23 protein-coding genes are annotated in these 25,951 nt (G+C 42.6%); 13 read left to right on the top strand and 10 right to left on the bottom strand.

The genetic code is table 11. From position 1 onward, the window contains the following. The first annotated feature begins 586 nt into the window (after positions 1 to 586). The 5 genes from bamD (at position 587) to AAFN85_RS25025 (ending at position 4,730) form a co-directional block, all read left to right on the top strand. Positions 587 to 1,510 carry an outer membrane protein assembly factor BamD gene (gene bamD, locus AAFN85_RS25045; RefSeq protein ID WP_347530520.1) on the top strand — a complete coding sequence of 308 codons (924 nt, stop codon included), beginning with the start codon at positions 587 to 589 and terminating at the stop codon, positions 1,508 to 1,510. A 36-nt stretch (positions 1,511 to 1,546) separates the two neighbouring features. Next, positions 1,547 to 1,879, top strand: coding sequence for a DNA-directed RNA polymerase subunit omega (locus AAFN85_RS25040; protein ID WP_347530519.1), 333 nt, complete (start codon positions 1,547 to 1,549; stop codon positions 1,877 to 1,879). A gap of 126 nt (positions 1,880 to 2,005) precedes the next feature. After that, positions 2,006 to 3,208, top strand: coding sequence for a bifunctional phosphopantothenoylcysteine decarboxylase/phosphopantothenate--cysteine ligase CoaBC (coaBC, locus tag AAFN85_RS25035; RefSeq protein ID WP_347530518.1), 1,203 nt, complete (start codon positions 2,006 to 2,008; stop codon positions 3,206 to 3,208). After that, entirely contained in the window at positions 3,205 to 4,098 is an 894-nt protein-coding gene (locus AAFN85_RS25030; RefSeq protein WP_347530517.1) for a DUF4835 family protein, read from the top strand. The genes coaBC and AAFN85_RS25030 overlap by 4 nt, the downstream gene beginning before the upstream one ends. 41 nt (positions 4,099 to 4,139) lie before the next feature. Then, positions 4,140 to 4,730 (top strand): hypothetical protein, encoded by a 591-nt coding sequence (locus AAFN85_RS25025; RefSeq protein ID WP_347530515.1) that lies wholly within the window; start codon positions 4,140 to 4,142, stop codon positions 4,728 to 4,730. Positions 4,731 to 4,736: 6 nt separating this feature from the next. Here the strand turns inward: AAFN85_RS25025 and AAFN85_RS25020 are convergent, their stop codons facing one another. Both AAFN85_RS25020 and AAFN85_RS25015 read right to left on the bottom strand, forming a co-directional pair. Beyond that, positions 4,737 to 6,350, bottom strand: a complete 1,614-nt coding sequence (locus tag AAFN85_RS25020) for a glycosyltransferase family 39 protein (RefSeq protein ID WP_347530514.1) — start codon at positions 6,348 to 6,350, stop codon at positions 4,737 to 4,739. 88 nt (positions 6,351 to 6,438) lie between these two features. Continuing rightward, positions 6,439 to 7,419: a glycosyltransferase gene (locus AAFN85_RS25015; RefSeq protein ID WP_347530513.1), complete on the bottom strand. Its 981-nt coding sequence runs from the start codon at positions 7,417 to 7,419 to the stop codon at positions 6,439 to 6,441. A 104-nt stretch (positions 7,420 to 7,523) separates the two neighbouring features. Between AAFN85_RS25015 and AAFN85_RS25010 the strand changes: the two genes are divergently transcribed. Continuing rightward, positions 7,524 to 8,423, top strand: a complete 900-nt coding sequence (locus tag AAFN85_RS25010) for a hypothetical protein (protein ID WP_347530511.1) — start codon at positions 7,524 to 7,526, stop codon at positions 8,421 to 8,423. 2 nt (positions 8,424 to 8,425) lie between these two features. Here the strand turns inward: AAFN85_RS25010 and AAFN85_RS25005 are convergent, their stop codons facing one another. Next, a complete protein-coding gene (locus tag AAFN85_RS25005; RefSeq protein ID WP_347530510.1) occupies positions 8,426 to 8,893 on the bottom strand; it encodes a sterol desaturase family protein in 468 nt (155 codons plus the stop codon). Positions 8,894 to 8,950: 57 nt separating this feature from the next. Next, positions 8,951 to 10,354 (bottom strand): dihydrolipoyl dehydrogenase, encoded by a 1,404-nt coding sequence (lpdA, locus tag AAFN85_RS25000; protein ID WP_347530509.1) that lies wholly within the window; start codon positions 10,352 to 10,354, stop codon positions 8,951 to 8,953. A gap of 410 nt (positions 10,355 to 10,764) precedes the next feature. Between lpdA and AAFN85_RS24995 the strand changes: the two genes are divergently transcribed. The 5 genes from AAFN85_RS24995 to AAFN85_RS24975 all read left to right on the top strand — a co-directional run bounded on the left by AAFN85_RS24995 (position 10,765) and on the right by AAFN85_RS24975 (position 17,513). Further along, entirely contained in the window at positions 10,765 to 12,627 is a 1,863-nt protein-coding gene (locus AAFN85_RS24995; protein WP_347530508.1) for a CocE/NonD family hydrolase, read from the top strand. A gap of 330 nt (positions 12,628 to 12,957) precedes the next feature. Next, on the top strand, positions 12,958 to 13,512 hold the full coding sequence (locus tag AAFN85_RS24990; RefSeq protein ID WP_347530506.1) for a hypothetical protein: 555 nt from the start codon (positions 12,958 to 12,960) through the stop codon (positions 13,510 to 13,512). An 8-nt stretch (positions 13,513 to 13,520) separates the two neighbouring features. After that, on the top strand, positions 13,521 to 14,144 hold the full coding sequence (locus tag AAFN85_RS24985) for a hypothetical protein (RefSeq protein WP_347530504.1): 624 nt from the start codon (positions 13,521 to 13,523) through the stop codon (positions 14,142 to 14,144). An 18-nt stretch (positions 14,145 to 14,162) separates the two neighbouring features. Beyond that, positions 14,163 to 15,836 (top strand): M1 family metallopeptidase, encoded by a 1,674-nt coding sequence (locus AAFN85_RS24980; RefSeq protein ID WP_347530502.1) that lies wholly within the window; start codon positions 14,163 to 14,165, stop codon positions 15,834 to 15,836. A gap of 12 nt (positions 15,837 to 15,848) precedes the next feature. Then, on the top strand, positions 15,849 to 17,513 hold the full coding sequence (locus AAFN85_RS24975; protein ID WP_347530501.1) for a M1 family metallopeptidase: 1,665 nt from the start codon (positions 15,849 to 15,851) through the stop codon (positions 17,511 to 17,513). Positions 17,514 to 17,638: 125 nt separating this feature from the next. On the opposite strand, the gene AAFN85_RS24970 is transcribed toward AAFN85_RS24975, so the two are convergent. Together AAFN85_RS24970 and AAFN85_RS24965 are read right to left on the bottom strand one after the other, a co-directional pair. After that, positions 17,639 to 18,466, bottom strand: coding sequence for an SDR family oxidoreductase (locus AAFN85_RS24970; RefSeq protein ID WP_347530500.1), 828 nt, complete (start codon positions 18,464 to 18,466; stop codon positions 17,639 to 17,641). Positions 18,467 to 18,550: 84 nt separating this feature from the next. Continuing rightward, on the bottom strand, positions 18,551 to 19,450 hold the full coding sequence (locus AAFN85_RS24965) for an AraC family transcriptional regulator (protein ID WP_347530499.1): 900 nt from the start codon (positions 19,448 to 19,450) through the stop codon (positions 18,551 to 18,553). Positions 19,451 to 19,602: 152 nt separating this feature from the next. Between AAFN85_RS24965 and AAFN85_RS24960 the strand changes: the two genes are divergently transcribed. Further along, on the top strand, positions 19,603 to 20,346 hold the full coding sequence (locus AAFN85_RS24960) for a head GIN domain-containing protein (RefSeq protein ID WP_347530498.1): 744 nt from the start codon (positions 19,603 to 19,605) through the stop codon (positions 20,344 to 20,346). 71 nt (positions 20,347 to 20,417) lie between these two features. Here the strand turns inward: AAFN85_RS24960 and AAFN85_RS24955 are convergent, their stop codons facing one another. From AAFN85_RS24955 to AAFN85_RS24945, 3 genes are all read right to left on the bottom strand, one after another. Continuing rightward, positions 20,418 to 21,143, bottom strand: a complete 726-nt coding sequence (locus AAFN85_RS24955; RefSeq protein ID WP_347530496.1) for a DUF2490 domain-containing protein — start codon at positions 21,141 to 21,143, stop codon at positions 20,418 to 20,420. A 122-nt stretch (positions 21,144 to 21,265) separates the two neighbouring features. Then, positions 21,266 to 22,189 (bottom strand): hypothetical protein, encoded by a 924-nt coding sequence (locus AAFN85_RS24950; RefSeq protein ID WP_347530495.1) that lies wholly within the window; start codon positions 22,187 to 22,189, stop codon positions 21,266 to 21,268. Positions 22,190 to 22,301: 112 nt separating this feature from the next. After that, a complete protein-coding gene (locus AAFN85_RS24945) occupies positions 22,302 to 24,026 on the bottom strand; it encodes a glycosyltransferase family 39 protein (protein WP_347530494.1) in 1,725 nt (574 codons plus the stop codon). Between the two features lie 151 nt (positions 24,027 to 24,177). Between AAFN85_RS24945 and AAFN85_RS24940 the strand changes: the two genes are divergently transcribed. Next, complete coding sequence (locus AAFN85_RS24940) at positions 24,178 to 24,639, top strand: DinB family protein (RefSeq protein WP_347530493.1); 462 nt, start codon at positions 24,178 to 24,180, stop codon at positions 24,637 to 24,639. A 57-nt stretch (positions 24,640 to 24,696) separates the two neighbouring features. Here the strand turns inward: AAFN85_RS24940 and cfa are convergent, their stop codons facing one another. Next, positions 24,697 to 25,818: a cyclopropane fatty acyl phospholipid synthase gene (gene cfa / locus AAFN85_RS24935; protein ID WP_347530492.1), complete on the bottom strand. Its 1,122-nt coding sequence runs from the start codon at positions 25,816 to 25,818 to the stop codon at positions 24,697 to 24,699. Positions 25,819 to 25,951 lie beyond the last annotated feature (133 nt).

Raw genomic sequence — 25,951 nt, 5'->3', positions numbered from 1 at the left:
GCCCAGTAGTTAAATAGAAAACGTAAGTCTACGTTAGGGATTGAAGCGGATACCGGCCTGTGACTAAGGCTTGCAGGCGTATGAGCATAAAGCCGGCCCGTTGGTTAACGGGAACGCCCATATCTTCTGAACCGTTGATCTTTTTGATTAAGTTGATTTCGCTGATTTTTTTCTGAACCGGGATTTGGGTGGATTAGGATGATTTATAGGATTTGCTTAGCATTCTGTTTATTCCCTAATTCCCCCAAATTCGAGTTCTGACAAAAAAACCTACCCATCCTTTAATCCCCAAAATTCTGGTTCAGAAAAATAAAGCGGGTAAGCAGGCTTCCCTTCCCTAATTCATATATACTATATAGTATAGCAACACAAGTTTCATCAACCTGCAATTGCCAATTCACTTCTATTTATATCGCACAAAATTCACATTCAATTTATATTAAATTCAAACCTCCAAACGTTAAAAACCGCCAATAGTTAAAAGATGTTAAATACACTATATATATAGGTGCCGGGCCAATGCGTCGTTATATATTAGCGGCTAAATAAAAATTGATTGATTTATATTATTAACTATCTTTGCAGAATGTTTAAAAAGCAACTAACGTTATTAGCCAGTGTTTTAGCTATCGTAATTATCACGCTTGGTGGTTGTAAAAGCAAGTACGAAAAGCTTAAAGCAAGTAACGATTACGCAAAAAAATACCAGGAGGCTATTAAGTACTATAATAAAAAGGACTATAACAAAGCGTTAGGCCTGTTTGAGGTGCTTGTTGAACGCTACCGTGGCCGTGAAGGTGCGGAGGATTTATTTTACTACTACGCCTTTACTTACTACAAACAAAAAGACTATACTTCGGCAAGATATCACTTCAAAACCTTTGCTGATACTTATCCATCAAGCCCAAGGGCAGAGGAATGCCGTTTCTTTTCGGCTTATTGCTATTATTTGGATTCGCCTATTTTTTCGTTAGATCAGGATAACACTTTAAAAGCTATCGATGCTTTGCAGTTATTCATCAACTTATACCCTAAAAGCGACCGTGTTGCTGAGGCCAGCAAGTTGATCCAAAACCTGCGCGATAAATTGGAAACCAAAGCATATGCCAACGCTAAACTTTATTTAACTATCAGCGATTATCAATCGGCAGTTATCGCGTTCAACAACGCCCTGCGTGATTACCCTGATACCAAATACGGCGAAGAGATGGAATACCTGATTGTTAAAGCGCAGTATGAATATGCTTACCATAGCTTTGAAACCAAACAGGAAGACCGCTACAACCAGGCTATAGTTTATGCAGATCAGTTTGCGGATAAATATCCAAACAGCAAATACCTGCACGAAACACAAAATTATACCAAATACAGCCAGCAAGGTATTAAACAGGCACAACGTTTAATTGCCGAGGCGATGAGTAATGATAAAACCGCTAAGAAACTTTTAAAGAAAGATACCGTTACAACATCGGCTCCATCTGAAAAAAATCAGCCACAAAGAATACCATAATCATACTATAAAAGATATTAAGCATTAAATAAGGATATGACAGCTAACAACAGTAATAAACCAGGACCTGCAAGCAGCACGGTAACCCGCGATTTACGCGAACTGGATACTAAAACAGAGAACATCTATGAGTCGCTTGTGATCATGTCAAAAAGGGCGAACCAGATCTCGAATAACATTAAAGAAGAGTTGCACCAGAAACTTTCTGAGTTTGCATCATCAAATGATAACCTTGAAGAAGTGTTTGAAAACCGTGAGCAAATTGAGATCTCTAAATACTACGAAAAACTACCTAAACCATCGTTGGTTGCAGTACAGGAGTTTTTAGATGGTAAAGTTTACTACCGCAACCCAACTAAAGAAGCGTAATAGCCTCCCTGTACTCCGGACGGACGGACAGGAATTTATTTACAGAATAACAAAAGACTCCCTTACGGGAGTTTTTTGTTATTTTTAACTTTGGTAATCATTCGCGCTTCGGGGCGATAAGAGCATATGCTTAAAGATAAAAACATTGTTTTAGGAGTTTGCGGGAGTATAGCGGCTTACAAGTCGGCCATGTTGGTTAGGCTGTTGGTTAAAGCCGGGGCCAATGTAAAGGTGGTGATGACTGCTGATGCAACCGAGTTTATTACTCCACTCACACTCGCTACCCTATCTAAAAACCCTGTTCAGGTTAACTATTTTAAAGCTGATACCGGCGAATGGAATAATCATGTTGAGCTTGGCCTTTGGGCCGATATGATGGTGATAGCTCCTGCTACTGCCAACACTTTGGGCAAAATGGCTAATGGGCTTTGTGATAACCTGCTTTCGGCGGTTTACCTGTCTGCCAAATGCCCGGTATACTTCGCACCTGCTATGGACCTGGATATGTGGCTGCACCCGGCAACGCGGAATAATGTGGCCAAACTTCAATCCTACGGGAATATTATGATCCCTCCAGGCAATGGCGAACTGGCCAGCGGGTTACATGGCGAAGGCAGGATGGCTGAACCGGAAGAGATTGTTGCTTTTTTAGAGGCTGAATCAAAAAAAAAACTCGAGTTAGCTGATCAGAAAATATTGGTGACCGCCGGGCCTACTTATGAGGCTATTGACCCGGTAAGGTTTATCGGCAACCATTCGTCGGGTAAAATGGGGTTCGCTATCGCGGATGAACTGGCTGCAATGGGTGCTGATGTTACTTTGGTTACCGGACCAACTGCGCAGGTGAGTAAGCAAAAATCGGTAAAGCGGGTTGATGTGACTTCGGCAGCGCAAATGCTGGAGGCTTGTTTAGCTGTTTATCCGGATGTAAAAGCTGCCATTATGAGTGCGGCTGTTGCCGACTATACCCCTGTTGAAGTTGCTGAACAAAAGATCAAAAAGCAGGAAGGCCACCTCAACATCGACCTAAAAAAAACAACCGATATTCTGAAAACTCTTGGCGAAAGTAAAAAGGACGGACAGATACTGGTCGGCTTTGCGTTAGAAACCAACGATGAGGAAATGAATGCAATAAGCAAGCTGCAAAGGAAAAATCTTGATTTTATTGTATTAAATTCGCTCAAAGATGCCGGTGCCGGTTTTAAAAGCGATACCAATAAGATAACCATTATTGATGCCGCGCTTAACAAAACGACTTTCGACCTTAAAAGTAAGGAAGCTGTAGCCCGCGATATCTGCGATAAAGTTGCCAAATTAATAAACGGATGAAAAAACTACTCCTGTACACCGCACTGATGTGCTTTTGCTGCCGGGCTATTGCCCAGGATCTGAACGCCCGTGTACAGGTGCTTACCCCCAAAATACAGGTAGCCAACAAGCGTGTTTTCCAAACCCTGGAAACCGCCATGAAGGATTTTTTGAACGGCCGTAAATGGAGTGCCGACCCGATATTGCCCCAGGAACGCATTGACTGCAATTTTGTGCTGAATGTTACCAACTGGGATGGCAGCGGTACTTTTACCGGAGAGCTGCAGGTGCAATCATCGCGCCCTATATTCGGATCATCGTATTCATCAACCTTGTTAAATATTAACGATAAGGATATCAGCTTTACCTATACCGAGGGGCAAACTATTGATTATACTGATCAGAACTTTCAGAGTAACTTAAGTTCGATAATGGCTTTTTATGCCAATATTATTGTTGGGTTGGATTATGATACGTTTTCGAAGTTTGGCGGAACACCTTACTTTTTGGCTGCGCAAAACATAGTAACCAATGCCCAAACATCATCATATAACGGCTGGAAGGCTTTTGATGGTAATGTGAGTAGGTATTGGCTATCTGAAAACCTGAATAATAAATTGTATAATCCGCTGCGAAGTTTTTTGTATGATTACCACAGAAATGGTCTGGATATCATGTCGGACAATGTAAGCAAAGCCCGCAAAGCTATTGATGCGCTGTTACCATTGTTGCAGCAGATAGACAGGCAACGCGTTGGTTCGATGCTTCCGCTGGTATTTTATACTGCTAAAAGCGATGAATTGGTTTCGATATATAGCAAAGCTGATAACCAGGAACGCCTTACTGCTATGAATTTGTTTTTACAATTGGATCCGGCTAACGGTAATAAATACCAAACTTTGCAGAAGTAAGCTGAGTTTCTATTAACAAATTAACCTTATACCTTATCTATATGATCATACGCCTAACGCCACTAAGAACGGTGCTTCTTTTTATCCCGTTTATCATCTCTGCTGTACTTGGCCGGATACAAGTTCCCGAACTGCAAACATTTTTGCATACTTATTACATATCAGATCACCTGTTTAGCCTTAATCTGCTTTTGCTTATCTGGCTTCAAGCCTATTTTTTAATCAGATTTAATGATAAGGTGATCAACAAGCTTACCTTTTTTAAGATAAACGCATTGATTCCGGTTATATACGTAGGGTACTGGTTTATTCGCGGTATCTATTTAACTATTAACAAGCCCCACTACATAAAATTGGCTAAACCTGAGGGGCCTGTCTCCTTAGTAGCACTTGGCCCTTTCGAAACTATAATAGCGTTGCTTTTATTTTATTCTCTATTTACATTCTTCTTCCTCAATAATAACTACGTATCAAGCAGAATAAAGAAAATCGGCGAACCAACAGAGCAAGCGGCATTAACCAACGAGTTTTTAAACCCGATGAGATTAATTGTTAAAGCTTCGTGGATAGCTATTGTAGTGCTCTTTGTTTTTGTGTTTGTCAACGATATTTTAGCGATGACGAAAAGTTAGCCTAAATCACTTTACTAACTTGATCAGATAAAAATGATCTAAAGTAGTTGGTCTTTTGTTTTTGATAATGAAAGGCAGGCTTAGGTTTTCCCTCGGATAATCTTCAAATGCTTTAACAACGGTATAAGTAACTCCTTTACTTTTCAGTTCGGTTATCGCCTTTTCATCGGCTACAATAATCTGTTTTTTTTGCGATTCTGTTTTCAGGATCTCATCTAAGTTCGAATAGGTAACTTCTCCTTTATAATAAAAATCAAAAGTATTAGATAAAACTGTTGCGCTTACCTTTTGGCCTTTATTGTTTTCGTTCAGATATTCGGCAGCAGAGATATCACCACGATAATCAACAATAATTGGATAGGCTACCGCAACTAAGTAAGCATTTACAAAAACTGTTACCGCACAGGTAAACAAAAATAGCGGCTGCCAAATGGTTGCTTTTTGTTTGAAAATGTAGATGCTCAATATCACGAAGCCAGCTAAAAGCAGGATAAATATAAGCCAACACTCCGGCGCAAAAACGAAGTTTAACACAACTACAGCAATAACCAATAAACCGGTAATGATGTATTGGGCTATCTTAAAAAACTTAAACTTGCCGCCATTCACTAATGATTTGATGAACACCGCCGTAATTATAGCGAAGAACGGGAACAGGATATTGGTATAAAATGGCAGCTGAAATTTAGATGCTGAAAAAATCAGCAGCATTAAAATCCCTCCCGATATGCACAGGTACTCGGGCTGGGCTATGCGTTTTACTATTTTACGAATGATAGAAAATATTGCGTAGAACAGCAGGATAGCCCAGGGCGCGAAAGCCCAAAGCAGCGTATGTACAAAAAACAGCTTATCACCGTGCGTATTGGTGATATAGCCATTGTTATTGAACCTGCCGAACTGGCTATCCCATAAAAACCAATGGATACCGGAAATTTGATGTTTGCCGAAAACAGTTTTCTCGGGATGAAGATCGAACTGGGTATAAACCGAGTAAAGTTCGGGCGTGGTGAATAGGATCACCAAAATGAACGACAACAGCCACTTCCAATGGAATAAACCTTTGATGTTTTTTTTGAAAAGATAATCGCCAATAATGGACGCACCTATCGGGATGAGCAGGTAAATACCTTTGGTCATCACCGCACAGGCTGTGAATACTGATGCCAGCAGGATATCAGCAAACCGGGCGCTTTCTTTTACCTTATAATAGTGATAAACCGCTCCCATCAACAATCCCATAATGTAAGGCTCGGCACGAACATCGGTGTTCGACATTACCGAATGTTGGGCAGTAAGCAGTATCAGGATAGCGATAATGGCGGTTTCATCGCCATAAAACTTTTTGGCCAGTTTGTAAGTGTATATCACCGACATGAAGAAGAACGCCAACGCCGGTAATTTATACGCGATGGTATTTACGCCGAATATTTTAAAGCTGACGGCGATAGCCCAAAAGGGGAAGTGCGGTTTATCGAGCCAGTCGGCACCATGGTATAGCAAATCGGTAAAGTTGTTGCTTTGGGCCATGCTGCGGGCCAAGGCAGAGTACAAGGCAGGATCGTCGGTAAAAAACTTGATGCCTATACCTGCTATGTTGACTGCAATGGCTAAGAGCAATACAATTAAATATGGCCGCTTTTGCGCTGAGAAAATTGAAACCGATGTACTATCCACTAAAAATAATTATGCCCAAAAATAGCTGAAATTAATTATTCCATGGCAGGTATTTTAGTTGATCGCGTTCGATTAGGGTTGGCTTGTTTTGGTTGAGTTGTTCCCCATTCAATACATTTCGATATAGGGCGAGATATTCTGTAGCCATTTTGCCGATGTTAAAATTATCTATAGCATATTGATGGCAATATTTTTTATCAAAAGCATCTGCATTTTTCAAGGCATCGGCCAGTTCAGAATTACTTGCTGATAAAAAACCAACTTCGGCAGGCACCAGCTCAGGAAGCGAGCCGTAAGGCGTGCCCAAAACCGGGCAACCAAAATAAAGGCTTTCAACAATAGCTATCCCGAATGGCTCGTGCCATAACACTGGGAAAAGCAAAGCTTTTGAACTGTTCATTACTACAGATTTTGCCTCGTCGCCAACCATGCCTTTAAACCTAACATTTAAATTAGGCGTAAAACGCAGGCCCATTTTAATGTTAAGGCGTGTACCGCCAAGCACCACCAGCTTATTGCCACTTGTGGTTGCTACATCAATAGCACCTTTTACATTTTTAACCCGCCAGGCGGCTTTGGCTAAAAAGTGGGCGTGGGTACGTTTGTTATTAAGATCGGGCTTTGAATAATCGGCAGTATCGATGGCATTATGTACAAACACTGATGAACCGTGCCTTTGGGCATGATTAGCTGATACAAATACCGAATTAACATCCAATTCGGCACTTCCCGGATTGTTATGCACTGTAACGATGTAAGGTTTTTTGGTAAAACCATGCACCTGGAACTGAAAATGCACCACATCAATATCATCAGGCACTTGCTGGTTTATGTCTTTAGCCGGATCATAGATCAGCACTTTTCCAAACGGACAACTCGATCCCTCCCCTACCAGGTAAGTAATTTTATGGCCAAGCCTATTCAATTCGCGGCCAAGCCACCAGATGATACGTTCGGTACCGCCGTATTTGGTTGCAGGGATTGGGGTGTTGTTTACAATGAGGATGTTCATAGATGTTGAGGCAAAGGTAATCATCTGCCTATTTGCTGTTTAACAAAATATACTATTTAGTTTTAGAGTTTAGTATATTCACTACAAAATCAATCCTTATCACAATGAAATTTAAACTACAACTTATATTAATAGCAGTAGCCTGCTTCATTCAACCGGTTTTAGCGCAGAACAACATGACCGACTTTAAAGCGCTTATTGCCAAAGACGATACAGCAGGAGCATTTAAACTATTGCAAAACTGGCAAAAAACAGGTACAAATGATCCCGATTTTTATATAGCCTTTTATAACTATTACGCTAAAAAAGCAATCACAGAGGTGTTAAGTCTTCAAAAAGACCAGCCGGAGGGCAAAAGTTTTCAAATTTCTGATAGTACAGGCAAAACGGTAGCTTATCTTGGAGGTGGTAGGTTGGCCTATAATTTCGCTTACGTGGATAAAGGTTTTAGCTATATTAACACCGGAATTGACAAATTCCCATCCAGACTGGATATGCGCTTTGGTAAAGTTTACCTGCTTGGAGCAATTGAAAACTATAAAACTTTTAGCGAAGAAATTATAAAGACTGTTACCTACGGGCAAACCATTGGCTTTAAATGGGTATGGAGTAATGGCAAACCGCTTGATGATCCTGAAAATTATATGCTCGGCACCATCCAGGATTATGTTTTGCAATTGTATAATGCCGGCGAACAAAACATGAATTACATCCGCGATATTTCGCTGGCCATTTTAAAATACAAGCCCGATCATGTGGTTAGCCTTTCCGACCTGTCAATTAGCTATATCGCGAAAAAAGAGTACTCCCATGCGCTCGAAGCCTTGCTGAAAGCCGAAAAGCTGTCGCCCCACGATTATGTTGTTTTAAATAATATCGCTTATTGCTACCAGCAGCAGGGAAATAAGCCCGACGCGATTAAATACTATCAGCTTGTAAAACAATATGGCGATGATGAGGCAAAAGTTGAAGCGGACAAAAAATTAGCCGAACTTAATAAATAGCTTTATTTCCTAAACCATTTCCTGCTCGCCACCAACAACCCAAACTCTTCCGAAGGATGCTTTTCGGTTGATTTATGATGAATTTTATGCGCCCTGCGGATCCCCCCCAAATAACGGTTATCGCTTTTAAAAGCCTTGAACCGGTTGTGAATAAACCAATCGTGAAAAATAAAATAGATAATGCCGTAAATGCTAATGCCTGTGCCTATCCAAAAACGATAATCTAAACTTAAATGACCTACCCACATCAGCCATAAAGCAAACAAGGCAAAGCCAATGCTGAACAAATCGTTCAATTCAAACCAGCCGTGGCGTTGCTGGTGGTGCGTTTTGTGGATAAACCACAGCGGGCCGTGGAACAGGTATTTATGCATTGCCCATGAGATGAGTTCCATGCCTCCTATGGTCAGCAACAAAATTCCAATGTTGATCAATACCTGCATTAGTGTATAAAACAAAAGCAGGAACATAAAGTTGTTCCTGCTTTTAAAATTAAAAATCCGAAATCGAAAATCCCAATCACGAAATTAGATATGTATCGCCCTGTTCTCGGTAGCCGCTAAACATGCCTCACGCATAGCTTCGGTATAAGTTGGATGGGCATGGCTCATGCGCGAAATATCTTCGGCACTTGCACGGTACTCCATCGCAACAACAGCCTCAGCTATCATATCGGCAGCACGCGGGCCAATCATGTGTACACCTAAAATCTCGTCGGTAGTAGCATCAGCCAATACTTTTACAAAACCATCCAAGTCGCCGCTTGCACGGGCACGACCGCTGGCTTTGAATGGGAACGAGCCCGTTTTATATTTAACACCAGCAGCTTTCAGTTGTTCCTCTGTCTGACCAACTGCGGCAACCTCTGGCCAGGTATAAACTACACCAGGGATTAGATTGTAATCGATATGTGGTTTCTGACCTACGATGATCTCGGCAACTAATGTACCCTCATCTTCGGCTTTGTGGGCAAGCATGGCACCTTTAATAACGTCGCCAATGGCATAAACGCCTTTAACGCTGGTTTCCAGATGATCATTAACGGTAATTTTGCGGCCACGTTCTTCAACGGTGATGCCAATATTTTCTAAACCTAAACCATCGGTGTAAGCAACACGGCCAACAGCTACCAGGCAGTAATCGCCTTTCAGTTCCAGCTTTTCGCCTTTTGGTGTATCGCAGCTTACGGTTACTTCATCGCCATTAACAACAGCGCCGGTAACTTTGTGGCCCAGGTAAAATTCCATACCCAGTTTGGTCAACACTTTTTGCAATTCGCGACCTAAACCCTTATCCATAGTTGGGATAATACCATCCATGTATTCAATTACCGATACTTTGGCACCAAGGCGGGCATAAACCGAACCAAGCTCCAAACCAATAACACCACCGCCAATCAACACAAGGTGCTTAGGCACTTCGCTCAGGCTTAAAGCTTCGGTTGAGGTGATGATACGTTTCTTATCAATAGGTAAAAATGGCAATGCCGATGGTTTTGAACCGGTGGCAATGATCACGTTTTTAGAAGTGATCTCGGTAGTAGTACCATCGCTCTTTTTAACAACGATGGTGTTTTTATCTTTAAATGATCCCACACCAAAATGGGTATCAATTTTATTTTTTTTCATCAGGTAGCTGATACCGCTGGTATTAGCATCTACAACCTGTTGTTTACGTTTGATCATCTGCCCAAAATCGATGCTCAGGTTATCCAGATTGATACCATGAGTTTTAAAAGCGTGGGCAGCGTTATGGTAATGCTCAGACGAATCGAGCAGCGCTTTTGATGGGATACAGCCCACGTTAAGGCAGGTACCGCCAAGGGTATTATACTTTTCAACAATAGCGGTTTTTAAACCCAGCTGGGCGCAACGGATAGCGGCTACATAACCACCCGGCCCCGAACCGATAACTATAACATCATATTGCATAGTAGTGTGTTTTTTATGGATGGCAAAGTTAAGGAATATTAAAGGGGTAATAAACAGTATTTTGTTAAAGTTGAGGGGAGTGATTGGAGGTTAGAGATCAGAGGTTAGTAAGAACCAAGATTTGGGGAGATTTTGAGGAATACAGGATTTTTTCTTTCATGACTTAAAATCCTGTCAATCCTTTAATCCCACAAATCATGGTTCAGACAATAATAAAAATCCTACCAACCCTTTAATCCCATAAATCATGGTTCAGACAATCAGCGAAATCAACGTAATCAAACCAATCAACGGTCGATAATTACCCTTATCCACCAATATTTTATCTCATTCTGTAACAGAGTTAATGATAAATCGGTTTATCGTTAACAGTTTATTAAATTTAGCCCAATTTAACCCCGACTGGTCTCATGAAAAAAATCAATTTACTATTGGTGCTGGTATGCTTTTGTACCGGCGCTTTTGCTCAAAGCAATTATGTTAAGGAGCATTTTACAAAAAAGGACGTTTACATCACCATGCGCGATGGTGTAAAACTGTTCACCTCCATCTATACGCCGAAAGATGCTTCGGCTACCAACAAGTACCCGATGATGATGCAACGTACCTGCTACAGCATCGCACCTTACGGCGAGGATAAATACCCTGCACGCCTTGGCCCATCAGAAATTATGATGAAAGAGGGCTATATTTTTGTGTACCAGGATGTGCGCGGCCGCTACAAAAGCGAAGGCACCTGGACCAACATGACGCCCGTAATCGACAATAAAAAAAGTAAAAAAGATGTTGATGAAGGTTCGGACACCTACGATACCATCGACTGGCTGGTAAAAAACGTAGTCGGTAACAATGGTAAAGTTGGCCAATACGGTATCTCGTACCCCGGCTTTTATACCGCGGCTGGTATCTTATCAAACCACCCGGCGCTTAAAGCTTCATCGCCACAGGCCCCTATTTCCGATTTCTTTTTTGATGATTTTCACCATAACGGCGCTTTTATTGAAGGTTACTTTTTCACCTTCCCGGTATTTGGTGTGCAGAAAACGGATACTACTTCAAAAGCATGGTATGCCAACACCATGTTTAATCCTGGTACTAAAGATGGGTACCAATTTTTACTGGACCTCGGTCCGCTTAAAAACGCTGATAAATATTACAAGGATAACTTTTTTTGGCAGGAAACCATCAACCACCCTAACTACGATGAGTTTTGGCAAAAACGTGGACTGCTGAAACACTACGGCAAAGTAAAACCTGCTGTAATGCTGGTTGGCGGCTGGTTTGATGCTGAAGATTTGACCGGTCCGCTGGCCATTTATAAAACTATTGGCAAAAGTGATCCGAATGCTTACAATACCATTGTAATGGGGCCATTTGGCCATGGCCGCTGGTCGCGCGAAACTGGGCATACTATGCACAGCAATGTTTATTTTGGAGATAGCATTGCTACCTTCTACCAAAAAAATATCGAGGCTAAATTCTTTAACCATTTTTTAAAGGGTAAAGGCGATAAAAACTCAGGCCTGCCAAACGCCTACATGTACAATACCGGTAAAAAAGAATGGGCTACTTTTGATAAATGGCCTGCCACCAATGCTGTGCACGAGAAATTGTTTTTAGGTGCCGATGGTAAACTGGCCAATACGCAACCGGCTGCCGAAGGTTCAGTATCGTACATCAGCGATCCGCTTAAACCGGTTCCTTATACCGAAGATAATACCACCACCATGGGCTTTACGCCGCACAATTACATGAGCGAAGATCAGCGCTTTGCAGGTCGCCGTCCGGATGTGCTGGTTTACCAGAGCGAGGTATTGAATGATGATGTTACCCTTGGCGGCGAGATCATGGCACACCTTAAAATTGCTACCACAGGTACTGATGCCGATTTTGTGGTAAAACTGATTGATGTTTATCCTCCCGATGAGCCGAACAACCCATACATGCCAAACAAAAACATCATCCTAAGCAATTACTGGCAAATGGTACGCTCGGAAGTGATGCCGGCACGTTTCCGCAACAGCTTTGAAAAACCAGAGGCTTTGGTAGCTAACCAAAAAACGGATGTAAACTTCCGCCTGCAGGATGTGCTGCATACCTTTAAAAAAGGTCACCGTATAATGATCCAGGTACAAAGCACATGGTTCCCGATAATTGCACGTAACCCACAAAAATTTGTGGAGAACCCATATAAAGCCGATGAAAGTGATTACATCAAAGCTACCGAAACGGTTTATAACGATAGCTTTATTGATGTGCAGGTATTGAAGTAGGGAGATTAGAGGCTGGAGGTTAGAGATTAGTTTTTTGCCTCTTTTATAAGAGACAATTGGAGAGAGGTTATAACAGGACAATAGCTTTTAACTTACCAAAGGTTAGGAGGCACCTACGGAGCCAAAAAGTTCCTCTCTGTTTGCTATAAACATGTTACTCCTACGGAGTTTAAATTATTCGCATACAACTCCGTAGGAGTAACATGTTTATAGCAAACAATTTTTTTAGTATTCCAGGCTCCGTAGGTGCCTCCTTTTTAAAGTGATTTCGCTGAGTTAGGTGTTTATCGCTCAAAATAAGCCATGGTAAATTCATAACTTTCGGGTATAATGAAAGAAAAAATAAGGCTGCATAAAGAGGCTGGCCATAGGGTGAAAATTTATAGTAAAGTATCGAAAAACAAGGAGGAGACACGTAATGGTTATATACTTGATTTTTCTGATAATTTAATATTGATCCAGCAAACTGATGATTTCAAACTTGATGGCTACGCTATTCTACCTATTAGCCAGGTGCAAAAAATACGTTATAACCGATCCGAAAAGTATTTTAATAAAATAATGCAGTGGGAAAACAGGCTTGAAACGTTAGGAATAAAATACCCTATTGATCTTGACAACTGGCGCTCTGCTTTTAAATCATTAAAAGCCCTCGATTTGAAAGTTATAGCCGAATGTGAAAGCGAGGTGATAGATAGCTTTACCATTGGCCCAATAGCCAAAGTGGGTAAAAAACTAATTCACATTACCTATTTTGATGCCGCGGGTTATCTTGATGATGGACCTACCAGTATCGATTACGAATCACTTACCCGGGTTGCGTTCGATTCGGAATACATCAATATATTCAGTAAGTATATCCGGCAACGAAAAGCCGCCAAATAATATTTTCTATGAAAATAGCGCTTCCCATCATATTACTCTTTATTGCGCAGACCTCTGTGGCTCAAATAAAAGTTACTCAATTAGCTAAAACAGATGTTCCAAAATCCATCATTTACAAAGGGCATATCATTAACGCTGCAAAATACGCCGATAAAACCGGCGATCACCTGGTGATCACTACAGAAACCGGCGAAACTCCAACCAAAAACAGCGAGAACAGCGACAGCAGGGACGCTGCCTTGTACGCTTATCATTATGATATGGGCGGGAACAATCAATTTAAATTGAGCTGGCAGTTGTATGATTTTATTTCAGATTGCCCGGTGGATATTAAAGCCAACTATGTTCAGGGATCGTTCGCGGTAACAGATGTTGATAATAACGGGATAGCCGAAGTATGGTTGCTTTACCGTACTACCTGCCGTGGCGATGTAAGCCCGAGCACTATGAAATTAATTATGCACGAGGGTGATAAAAAATACGCCGTGCGTGGCGAAAGCAAAGTAAAACTATCCGAAAAAGAAACTATCGGCGGTACATATACCTTTGATGCCGCTTTTAAATCAGCACCTGCCTCATTCAGGAAATATGCAGCCGATACCTGGAAAAAATATATAATGGATACATTTTAATCCTACACAATTAATTACATGAAAATAAAACAACTATACATTGCCGCAATTGCCCTTTTAGGCACCGGCACTTTTGCACAGCAAGCCAATGCCCAGCTATTGGAAGAGAAGGGCAAATTTACCCATGCCGATACGCTCCGTGGCATGCTTACGCCTTTGCGTACCTGTTATGATATCAACTACTATCACCTTGATGTGAAGTTTGATATCGATAAAAAATTTATCAGCGGCAGCAACCAATTCAAATTCACCGCTACCCAGGATTTTACCAAACTCCAGTTCGATCTGTTTGATAACCTGAAAATTGAAAAGGTTGTTTATAAAGGCAAAGAAGTTCCTTTTACCCGCGATGGAAACGCAGCCTTCGTAACCTTCCCGCAAACCATCAGTAAAGGCAGCAAGGATGAGTTTACCGTTTACTACTCGGGCAACCCGACTATCGCTAAAAATGCTCCATGGGATGGTGGTGTGGTGTTCAAAAAAGATTCGTTAGGTAAACCTTTTGTGGCTACCGCTTGCGAAGGAGTGGGCGCCAGCATCTGGTGGCCTAATAAAGATCACCTGGCCGATGAGGTGGACAGCATGATGATCAGCATCAGCGTACCAAAAGGTTTAAAAGATGTATCGAACGGTCGCCTGCGTAAAGTAACCCAGCTGAAAGATGGCTACACCCGTTTTGATTGGTTTGTGGCTAACCCTATTAACAATTACGATGTGGTTGCCAACATTGCCGATTATGTACACTTCAGCGATACCTACATGGGCGAAAAAGGCAAGCTTAACCTTGATTATTGGGTGCTGCCAACCAGCCTCGAAAAAGCTAAAAAGCAATTCGGTGCCAACGTAAAGCCAATGCTTAAAGCTTTTGAACATTGGTTTGGCCCCTACCCTTTTTATGAGGACAGCTACAAACTGGTTGAAACACCCCACCTGGGCATGGAACACCAAAGTGCTACCGCATACGGTAATAAATATCTGAACGGCTACCTGGGCTATGATATGTCGGGCACGGGCTGGGGTGCTAAATGGGACTATATTATTGTGCATGAAAGCGGTCACGAATGGTTTGGTAACAACATAACCGGTAAAGACCTTGCCGATATGTGGGTGCACGAAAGCTTTACCTGCTACTCCGAATCGCTATTTATTGAAGATAACTGGGGCAAAGCCGCCGGGCAGGAATACAACTTCGGTCTGCGTAAAGGTATTAGCAATGATAGCCCGATTGTTGGTATTTATAATGTGAACAAAGAAGGTTCGGGCGATATGTACCCTAAAGGCGCGGTTGTGCTGAACATGGTGCGTACCATTATTAATGATGATGAAAAATGGCGCAATATTTTGCGCGGCCTCAACAAAACCTTCTATCATCAAACAGTTACTTATGATGATATTACAGGTTACATCAGTAAGGAATCGGGCATGGATCTGACTGCCGTGTTTGATCAGTACCTGCATTATAAAACCCTGCCTGTGCTTGAATTTGCTAAAAGTCAGGATAACAGGTTGATTTGCCGCTGGGTTGCAGAGGCTAAAGATTTTAAAATGCCTATCCGCGTAAAAGTAAAAGGTGGCGAATATAAATTTATTACACCGGGCAACAGTTTTACTCCTGTTGATCTGGCCGGAGCAACTAAAGATAATATCGAAATAGATACTTTAAATTACTACGTGGGCATGCTCATCGATTAATCCCCCTAAAAAATGAAGACCAAATTTTTAAATATCTGCGCACTTGCTTTAGGCCTGATGGCTGCGGGACTAAACCCGGCCCATGCCCAATTAGGTGTTGATAAGGAAACTTTTACCCGTGCCGATACCCTCCGCGGAAGCTTAACGCCGCTACGTACCTGTTATGATATCAGCTATTATCATTTGGATGTGAAGTTTGATATTGCTAACAAATTCATAAGCGGCAGCAACCTGTTCAAATTTAAGGCAACGCAAAATTTCACTAAGCTGCAGTTTGATCTGTTTGCTAATTTGAAAGTAGAGAAAGTGGTTTACAAAGGTGCTGAAGTCCCTTTTACCCGCGAGTTTAATGCCGTATTTGTAACCTTCCCTACCGAAATTAAAAAAGGCAGCATTGATGAGTTTACCGTTTACTACTCGGGCAACCCAACTATTGCCAAACATGCGCCATGGGATGGCGGCATAGTTTATACTACCGATTCGTTAGGCAAACCATGGGTGGCTACGGCTTGCCAGGGCATTGGTGCCAGCATCTGGTGGCCTACTAAAGATCATCAGTACGACGAGGTGGACAGCGCCCTGATCAGCATCAGCGCCCCAACCGGATTGAAAGATGTATCAAACGGCCGTTTGCGTAAAGTAACCGACCTGGGCGATGGCTATACCCGTTTCGATTGGTTTGTGGCCAATCCCATCAATAACTATGATATTGAAGCCAACATTGGCGATTACACCCATTACGAAGGCATCTACCAGGGTGAAAAAGGCCCGCTTACACTGGATTACTGGCCGCTAAGCTACAACCTCGATAAAGCCAAAAAACAATGGGGACTTGATGCGCCACGCATGCTAAAATCGTTCGAGTATTGGTTTGGACCTTATCCTTTTTATGAAGATGGCTATAAACTGGTTGAAACCCCTCACCTGGGTATGGAACACCAAAGCGGTACGGCTTACGGCAATCATTATAAAAACGGCTACCTCGGTCGTGATTTATCAGGAACAGGTTGGGGCTTGAAATGGGATTTTATTGTAGTGCACGAAAGTGGACACGAATGGTTTGGTAATAACATTACCTCGAAAGATGTAGCCGATATGTGGGTACACGAAAGTTTCACCAACTACTCCGAGTCGCTGTTTATTGAAACCTTTTACGGCAAACAAGCCGGACAGGAATATGTGAACGGCACCCGCAAAAACATCCGTAATGACAGGCCTATTGTTGGCCCCTATGGAGTGAACAAGGAAGGTTCGGGCGATATGTATTACAAGGGTGGCAACCTGTTAAACATGGTTCGTACCATTATCAACAACGATGATAAATGGCGCGAGATCCTCCGTGGGTTAAACAAAACTTTTTATCACCAAACGGTTACTTATGATGATATTGTAGGCTACATCTGTAAAAAAGCAGGGATGAACCTTGCCCCTGTTTTTGATCAGTATTTGCATTATAAAGATCTGCCAATACTGCAATTCTCGGTTAAGGAAGACAAACTTTACGCCAAATGGCAGGCCAATGCCGTTGGCTTTAACATGCCTGTAAAAGTGCGCGTAAAAGGCGGCGAATATCAATTTATTAAACCTACCAATCAGTTTACACAGGTTAAAATTGATGGTATCAATAAGGATAATGTAGAGGTGGATACCTTTAATTATTATATTAAGGTGGAGTAGAGGTTGATATTAAAACAGACGTCATTGCGAGGAACGAAGCAATCGCACACAGGCAGGTCCGCCCTGTAAAGTTCGCGATTGCTTCGTTCCTCGCAATGACGTTTTGTTATTCAGCTGCCCAACAATCAATCCGCCATCTCACTGGCAAGTGCAATTTCCTTGTGACTATCCAGCGCTTCCAAACGGGATACCAGCGCTGCACGCACATCACGATAGGCATCTCCGCCTAAAGCTAAACGTAGCGGTGCAGGGGAAATGTCAACGCTGTCTATCATGGCCTGCACAGTTTTATTTACGTCGCCCTTTATCGGAAAGCTACCCGCTGCTATGGCCCTGCGCACATCACCGGCCGGGGTTTTATCATAGGCTTCCATTACCGGCGCGGTAACCATACCTGATGCAAAAGATGTTTTATGCGCGCCAGGCTCAACAATAGTTACACCTATATTTAGCGGTGCTACTTCTATGGCCAAGGTATCGCAAAAACCTTCAACTGCCCATTTAGTGGTATGATAAAAGCTAAAGTTTGGATAGGTAGTTTGCCCGCCTGCCGATGATAGCTGTAGGATGCGGCCGCCGCCTTGCTCTCTTAAATAAGGTAACGCCGCCCTGATCACCTGTATAGATCCAATGATATTGGTATCTATCTGCTGCCTGATCTGCTCATCACTTGCTTCTTCGGCTGCGCAAAACAGGGCGTAACCCGCGTTATTGACAATCACATCTATCTGCCCCAAATCGTCAAATGCTTTTTTCATTACCTCTTTTATCTGGGCGTTATCGGTAACATCCAGTTTTGCTACCCATAGCTTGTCGGTATATTTTTGTTTCAGATCGTCAAGTGCTTCTACCTTCCGTGCCGTAGCAACAACGCGGTGCCCTTGCGCTAATAATTTTTCTGTAAGTATTCGTCCCAATCCGGCAGATGAGCCGGTGATAAACCATGTTTTCATAACCTGATGTTTTTTTAATAACAGCAAAGTTATAGCCAGTTAAAAGCCCAACACCGACTGTATTCAAACCAATACCGGCATAAATCAAACCATTTGCCTTAATGCAGAAGGTTTTTGCCCGGTAGCTTTCCTAAACGCTTTGGCAAAATGTGTTGGATCGTCAAAACCAAGGCTATCGCTTATCTGGCTTACCGACCAGTTGGAATGGATCAGTAAAGCCTGCGCTTCCTGCATTGTCCTTTCGGCAATAAGCTGCGTGGTGGTTTTACCTGTTACGTCTTTCAGCGCCCGGTTCAAATAATTGGTATGTACTGCAAGTTTATCAGCAAACGCCTGGGGCGAGCGCATGGTTAGTTTCTGATAAGGATTTACTACCGGGAACTGATCATTCAACAATAACTTAAAAGCATCTGCCAACCGGGTTGCCGCGGTTTGGTTATTGCTTACGGAACGGGGTTTCAATTTGAGTGCCGCGTGCACACACTCCAACATGTATAAAAACAAAAGCTGGTATTTATTTTCGTAAGCTGATTCCTGCTCTGTTATCATTTTTTGGAAGAGGGCTTCAAAAGCGGCTTGCTCTTCTTCATTAAGTTTTAAAAACGAATAACCGGCATCATTAAATACGGCCATATCTGCCGGGCGCAGGTAGGTATGTAGCGGTAAAAAATCTTCGGTGAACATACAAGCGTAACCATTACAGGCCCCGCTATGGATCTGCCAGCGATATGGTGTTTCGCGATTGGTGAAAACCAGCACACAATCGCCGGGTTTTACCTGGTAGGTTTTTTCGCGGTAGTAATAGGTGGCATCACCGGTGATGAGCGAGATTTTGTAAAAATCCTTCCGGCTGTAAACCGCGGTTGCAGCCAAACTCTCATCCGAAAATTCATGCAGACGGATAGCCGCGAAATACCCGCCATTTAAAGAACCACTATCCGGTGGGGCATTTACATAATCGGTTAAAGTTTGTTGCTGAACCATAAACAAAGTTAATCAACCCGTTAAAGGCAAAAATGTTCGGTATGTAAAAATCCTCCGCATCAGTTTTACAAAAAAGACAAAAAAATCATGCTGCGGTGCAACTTTCGGTTACACACCGGCGTCTAATTTGAAACACAACTAAAACAATCGTCATGAAATCGATCTCAAAAATATTATTAGCAGCCATATTGGCAACCGGCACAGTAAGCTACAGTACAGCAAAACCAGTACATTATATTGTTAAACACGCCGATCAAACCACGCAAGACCGCCATTTATCAGGTTTCAGTGCTATCGACCTGGCCGGTTCATTCGATGTGTACTACACTCAGGGCGCTAACGAATCGGTAAAAGTAGAAGCACCATCAGATGTGATCGACAAGATCATTACCGAAGTTGATGGCGGTGTATTGAAAATTTACAGCAAAAAAGGCACCAACTGGGATAGCTGGAGCTGGGGCAAAAACCGCAAAATGATAGTACACGTAGTATCTAAAGATATGACCAGCATTAACGTGGCCGGTTCGGGCGATGTTTATTTTAGGGAAGGCATCAGCACCAACTCGTTAAAACTAAAAGTAGTTGGCTCGGGCGATATGCTGGGCAAAGTGACTGTTAAAAATTTGGAAAGCAGCATTTCAGGATCGGGCGATATGAAACTTTCGGGCCGCGCAGACAATTCGCGGGTAACGGTTGTTGGCTCCGGTGATTTTACCGCGCGTGAGTTGATCACCGTTAATACACAAGTTTCAATAGCCGGCTCGGGCGATGCAACTATCAATGCGAGCAACAAAATCGATGCCTCGGTAAGCGGATCGGGCGATGTGCATTATACTGGCGGTGCGAGGAATATTTCTTCTTCTAAAGCCGGTAGCGGAGATATTGAGAGGATATAACAGCCCTAAATAAAAACAGAAAGGTATAAAAGCCGTCATTGAGAAACGAAGCAATGACGGCTTTTTTTGTATTAAAACCTCGTATAAACAGCCACCTGAGCCACGTGGTTCACCACGTAAGCATCAGCCTGCTTAATGTATTGGTTCAGATACCCCGCTTCCGCATCAAACGATTTGCTGAAACGATAACCCACCGCTACATAAGCACGGTTCTGATCAAAAAAATGTTTATTTACTTTATTCTTATTCTGTACGTTTACAAAAGCCTCGTTTTGTAACGCGAGGAATGTACCCTGGGTAAACGCGACCGAATCCGGTTTCATCGGGATCACCGCACGAGCGAAATACCTGAAACGTTGTGCGAAATAACTGTCGTTTTTATTATCAGCAGTATTACCTAAAAAGCGCTGCTCCAACCTTAAGCGGTGTGAAAGTTGTACCCGCTTAACGAGTTTATGGCTGTAAGTGTACTGCTCCCAAATGCGGTGCTCCGGGCGAAATGTTGTTTCGTTTGCCGGGGTACGGCCATAGGTAGCTATATAAGCATAACCTAAAGCACCTACTTTATTTTTGGCGAAATAGTAGTTAGCCGCCGGACGGAGCAAAATGTGTTTGAGGTAGCTTACCTCATCGTGCGAGCGTAACTGCCCATCAAACGAGTAGCCCCAATGCTCGGACAGCTTATGGAAATGAAACCAGGCCGCCCAGCCCGAAAATTGATTGTCTTGTGCCAACAGCCTTGCAGGTGCCGCGAGCAACAGTACAACCACAATCAGTAGTTGTTTTTTTAATTGCATGGATTGTATATGTGTGTATAAAGGTTAACATTTGCAATTTATTGAATGATTTGGCGAGTTACAAGGTAAGTTATCTAAATCAGCAGACAACCACTCACCAAATCAACCCAATCAACCGTTCACTATTCCTTAAACCTCACCAGTGTGCGCCTACCCAGATCAACCGTTACCCTGAAGGCTTCCTGGTTGCTGCTGTAGCCCGGTGTTTGGTGCAGGCTGAATATAAACTGGCCTTTTACGCGTTTGTATAAAAACGGTGTGTAAATAATATCTAAACGGTTATAGGTTTTCTTTTCGAAAAACGCGTCGCCATAAATAATGTGGCTCCCCTTGCCTTTGTAAAACTCATCAAACAGTGCGAAACGTTTCCAGCTTAAATAAGCATTGGCTACAAAACCTTTGGGTGTTTGGAAACCGTCAACGCCACGCACCCGCTCGAAGGATGCCATTCCACCTGCTTCGATAGATAACGAATCTAATATGGTTTTATGACTGAGGTCTAAACCTAACCTGATCTGCCCTCCGCCATTATCCTGGATATGGTCGTTTGGTAGCAGAACTTCCGCGCCTGCATCGTGCATCAACAAAAAGTAATGGCTTATATAAAACGGCCCGGTAAGGCTCGGCCGGTATTTACCCGAAAAACCGAACAAAAACTGCTCACGATCGGTAACGGTTTGGCGGCTTACCCAATCTATCCAGGCTGTTTCGGTAAAATGATCGTTATGGAAACGGGTTAACAAACCCTCCACATTAGGGCGATAGTAGCGAAGGGTATCATTCAATAATGCACGAGGGTAATCGTCAAGCAAACCCTCCCTCGGGAAAGCACCTGCGTTAAACAACCAGTTTTTACCTGTGTAACTGTAATAGGCAACAGGATTCACTTTTAAAAAGTATGGTTTAGCACCAAACTCGTGAATGCCGTTGGCTCCAAAAACAAAGTGGTTCACGCTATCGAGGTTCAAACCCAGATCGAGCGTGGTACGTACACCTGAGTAGGTGCGCGAACGCGCCACAAAATCCTTATACTCTCGGTTATCCATAAACCCGAGGGCATTAAAATGTATATCAAGGCTTCCCTGTGCAAAAGAGGCGGTTGCGGTTATTATCGAAAAAAGGACTAAAAGGTATATCCGTTTAAACATAGCTATGGTATTATTCTACTGTAATATTGATGATCTTATTGTTGCGGCCGCCAACAAAAGGTTCAGTACGGATAGAGAAGATCAACTCGTACTTGCCCGGCTGTTTAGGCGCGGTTACATTAAATTTAAAGTTCCCGGTATCGCCGGTTTTTAATGAAATATTATTGAATGTGCTGTCGGCTTGTTGCTGGTTTACCTGGTCGGTGCCCTTAAAAAAACAAGCTTCCAGAAACACCTTATGCTTCGCGTTAACATTACTAAAGTTGATAGGGAAAGGATAAGGGTTTTTAAACTCCAGATCGAACTCTTTATTTGCCCCCGGAGCCATTACCTCTTTATATGATGCCACCTGGAAATCAATTTTTTGATAAGTGCGTATATCATCAACCCATCCGTTATACCATTTTCCGGCACTGTTAATTACCGAATCGGTAGTTGTACCGTTCATTGGGATATCGGCGCTCACCACGTAAGCCCGTTTATGTTGCAGGCTATCCTCTATCGGCCAGATATCATATTGAGTACGGCGGTAGTAACGCGCATCGTAGTCGAAACCTTTAATGGTATTATTGTAGAAATTGTATTTAGATGGATTTTGAAAGCCCTCGTTAAATATCACATAGTTATCCCCGGCTTTTTCGCGGATCAGTTTCGCCCATTCCTTAAAACCAAAGAAACTCCGTACCGCATCAACTTTTAACAAAGGAGGGAAAGCGATAATGATACAAACCCGGAGGATTACGATCATGGCCATGTTAATAATGGCCAACCTGTTAAACCATGAGGGTTTTACACCCGGCTGGGTAAAACTGATCAGTACCATCATGGATAGCGGTACATAAGCAATCAATGTCCAATGTAATTGTACCTCACCTTTAAAGGAGGTTAGGAAAAAGAAGGCCAAGATCCCAATGGCGTTAACACGTAATGTACGGGTAAAAACATCTTGTGATTTAGCTTTAAATCCTTTATAAAACAGCAACCAACCAATCAGCGGACCAGCCATCAGCAATTGTCCCAGTGGGTAGATGTAAGTATATTCAAAATTATACCCCTCAGCCGAGCGCTCGGATAAATGGTAGCTTAACGAAGGGAAACCATGATTAGCCTGCCAGATAATATGCGGCGCATACAAGGCCAAAGCCAATAATACGATAGCATAAAATGATCCTCGCTTTAATAATTTGATATTGGCTGCAAGGGTAAAAACAACCAGTAATATACCGTGATACTTGCTGTAAAGTAAGCACGCCACCACCACGCCGAGTAATACGGCCAGTTTAAAGCTATCTTTTTCAATGTATTGTTGATAGAAATACAGGAACAGCACTGTAAAAAACAGTAGCGGGGCATCCGGCGTGGTAGTGAAGCCATAGATATGGAACACAAATATGCCCGATATCACCAAAATAAAATTGATGGCATCAACCCGGTAACGCTTCAGCATTACCCACATCAGGTACAACGATGCCGTAGTGGTGATAACAGTAAACAGCCTCGCCCCAAACTCGTTATGCATTAAACTATAGCCAGCTTTAATATAAACAGCCACCATGGGTGGATGATCGTAATAGCCCCAATCTAAAAAGCGGGAGTAAACCCAGTAGTAGGCTTCGTCGGCGTGGATCTCGAGCGTAAAAGCCTGTACCGCGTTTAGCAATGCCCACAACAGCAAAAAGTAAATAATGAACTTATTATGTTTTACCGCCGTGTTATTTAAAGAGGTATCCTGCATTAAAATGGATGAGTAAATGAATGGGCAAAGGTATAATAAAAGATATAAGGCTTAAAGCATTGCCGATGCCGATGCGATAATTTGACGAAATTATACCACAATCTTCATACTTTAGCCAAGCCCACAAGCACTTTACCACTATACTTAACCCATGAAACAGGAATTTGAGGTTATCAAAAAACCACGATTAACGCTACTAAGCATCATTGAACCTTTAACAACCGAACAACTTAACCATATCCCAGCAGGCTTTAACAATAACCTGATCTGGAACTTAACTCATTTAATATCCGGTCAGCAGGGTATTCATTATACCCGTGCCGGGGTGCCAATTGTTGTTGATGATAAATATTTTACACCCTATCGCCCGGATACTAAACCGCAAGGTTTTGTTGATGCTGATGAAATTGCTAAAGTGAAAGAATTGTTTATCTCGACAATTGATAAACTGGAAGAAGACTACAATGCCGGTATTTTCAGCAACTATCAGCCCATGACAACCCGTTACGGCGTTACCTTGAGCAATATTGAAGAAGCCATCCGTTTTATCGCTTTTCACGAAGGGTTACATTTTGGCTATATATGGGCGCTTAAACGAGTGGTTTTGGAATAGACCAAATAACGTTTAAACACAACGGGGTGACATTATTTAATGCCGCCCCGTTTGCTTTTATCTTATCGATTTATATTCACCCAAGTGCAATGGCTTGGTGAAAACTATCTGCCACAAATGATTTTTTCTCGAGCGGAATGAGGCAGCGCTGGCGCTGAGGTAATACCGCCACATGCGGTGGAAAGTCTCATCGTATTGGGCGCTATCGCGTTGATCCCAGGTGGCATCGAGATTTTTTAACCACTCCAAACAGGTACGATCATAATGGGTGCCGAAGTTATGCCAGTCTTCCAAAATGAATAAACCTTGTGATGCCGTGGTAAGTTGAGCCGCGGATGGCAGCATGCCGTTAGGGAAAATGTATTTATCTATCCAGGGATCGGTAATTTTAGTTGAATAATTGCCGCCGATGGTGTGTTGCAGAAAAATGCCATCCTGTTTCAGGTTACGGCTAACCACCTCCATTAGTGTACGATAGTTGCGGTAGCCGATATGCTCGGTCATTGCTACGCAGGCTACACGGTCAAATTCATCGTTCAATTCCCGATAGTCATGCACTCTTATTTCTACAGGAAGGCCTTTACATTTTTCACGGGCATAGGCAGCTTGCTCTTCAGAAATGGTTACGCCTACTACGTTCACGCCATATCTTTCGGCGGCGAATTGTGATAGCCCGCCCCAACCACAACCCAGGTCGAGCATTTTCATGCCGGGTTCCAGTTTCAGCTTGCGGCATACCATATCTAATTTAGCTTCCTGGGCTTCTTCCAGTGTATTTGCACCGTAACCCCAGTAGCCACAGGAATATTGCATGTATTTATCAAGCACTAATTCGTAATGATCATTACCGATATCGTAATGTCGTTTTACTACTTCTTTAGAGCGCGATTGGGTTTGCTGGTTAAGGTATTTGGCTTTCAGGTAATATTTAAGGGTATTCAAATCGCGGGGCAGCATTTTATCTACCCTGTGATATTGCACTCTGAAAAAAAATTCATCCAAAGCTTCGCAATCCCACCAGCCTTCCATATATGCTTCGCCAAAACCTAATGATCCGCCGCCAAGCAACCTGTCATACAATTTGGGGTTATGCACCTGCGGATCCCATGGGTTTGTACCATTCATGGTGATGCCACCGGCCTTAAACATATTTTCAACAAGCTGTTTGGATGAACCCATAGTTTTAGTTATAGTGATAATTTGGGGCTAAATATACGTTACTGAGGGGATTTAAATAAATCCATATCTATTATCTGCCGCGGGTTTAGCGTAGCGTAACCCGTGGTGTAAAACAAGTTAAGCTTTCAGCTTA

Origin of the sequence: Mucilaginibacter sp. CAU 1740 (genome assembly GCF_039839285.1) — a bacterium.
Lineage (GTDB): Bacteria > Bacteroidota > Bacteroidia > Sphingobacteriales > Sphingobacteriaceae > Mucilaginibacter.
Note: the sequence above shows the minus strand (reverse complement) of the source record. Positions and strands in the feature narration are given on the sequence as shown.